The 1,455-nt window shown below is 49.9% G+C and carries 1 protein-coding gene; it reads right to left on the reverse strand.

Going from position 1 to position 1,455, the window contains the following annotated elements; all coding sequences use genetic code 11:
* Positions 1-124: 124 nt before the first annotated feature.
* Positions 125-1,455: leucine-rich repeat protein (locus tag HMPREF0860_RS14135; RefSeq protein ID WP_021495652.1), on the reverse strand; the 1,331-nt coding region annotated here is incomplete at its 5' end.

A 1,455-nucleotide genomic window follows, 5' to 3' on the forward strand; every position in this document is an offset into this window, starting at 1 on the left:
CAGGGCGACACTCCCGCGCAGATTTTATCTTTAAGCGGACGTCTTGTCCGCTTAAAGAGTTTATTCCGTTTTGGATTGAATTGTCTCAATCCAAAAGACCTTTTCTTATACGACTCCCCGGTAATTAAAACTCCACAATCGTGCCGAAGTCTTTCCAGCCTTCTGCGGCTTGGTAGAGTGCTTTGGAGCCGGCGGGGACGCGGAGCGTTGCGGATGCGATGGGCGTGTTTTCAAACGCGCCGTTAATAACCGGCGGAGTTGCCGCTTTACACTTTACCGTCTTCAGTTTAGGATCGTTCGAAAATGAAAACCATATTTTGGTAAGCGTTGAGGGGAGCTCGACCGATGTCAATTCGGGACATCCGGCAAGAAAGTAGCCATAAAGAGCCGTTATGTTTTCCGGCACAACCATCGAGCTCACTTTTATGCTGCACAGCGAAGAGAAACCGATAGATTCCAGCGAAGACGGCAGGTTAAGCGTTGTAAGGTTGGGACAGCCGTCAAACACATAGTCTTCAATACGCTTTAAGCCGTCCGGCAGTGTAACGGAAGTCAGTGCGGCAATGTCTCTAAAAGAGTTCTCTTCCAATTTTGTTACGCTTGCAGGAACGGTGTAAGAAGTGTCCGGTTTGCCGCACGGGTACCAGAGGAGTACGGTTTTATCTTTGTTAAAGATAACACCGTTTTGGGAAGAAAGGTAGGCGTTATCGGATGCGACCGTTACGTTTTGCAGTGTAGTTCCCCAAATTTGAGGGTGCTCTATGCCCGTTACCGTGTAGGTTACGCCGTCGTGGGTAACTTCTTTGGGTATGGTAAGCGATGTTCCCGTGTATGGTGTCGAGTTTAAATAAGATGTCTCGGCGGTTACGCTCACCTTTCGCTCATCTTTGTCCGTTACATGGTAGCGCACGCCGCCTTCTTCAAAGTAGTCGGGTATGACGACGGCAGGTTTTACGGTAATGGTACCTGAAAGGGCGGTTTGTCCGCTTACCGTGTCGACTACCTTTATGCGCGTTGAGCCGGCATTGCTGCACGTTACCGTAATATTGCCGTGGCTGTTCAAGTTCGCCGTATCGAGCGTGATGATGCCCGCCGTTTCAGGCGTTGCCGTGTAGCTGCCCGAGCCCGATGTTACAAGCGTGTAGGTAAAGCTTTGTCCCTTTTCTTTGGTAAAACTCCGCGTATCCAGAGTGAGTGCGGTTCCTGAATATTTAAACTTTACTTTGATGTTTGCATCCGCCGTTACGGTGTGGTTGTAGGTTGTGTTTGTTCCCGCTCCTGCAATGACCGTGCCGTTGTTTGTCCATTTTTCGACCGCGTAGTTCGGGTCGGCCTCTGCGGTAAAGGTTACGGTTTTACCCTGTTCTACAACATTGCCCGAAGTGATTTCCGTGCCGTCAACTTCGGCTTTGAGCGTACCGTTTCCGCTGTCTACGCCGAAATCGATTTTGAACT

Origin of the sequence: Treponema socranskii subsp. socranskii VPI DR56BR1116 = ATCC 35536, from assembly GCF_000468115.1 — a bacterium.
Classification (GTDB): domain Bacteria; phylum Spirochaetota; class Spirochaetia; order Treponematales; family Treponemataceae; genus Treponema_D; species Treponema_D socranskii.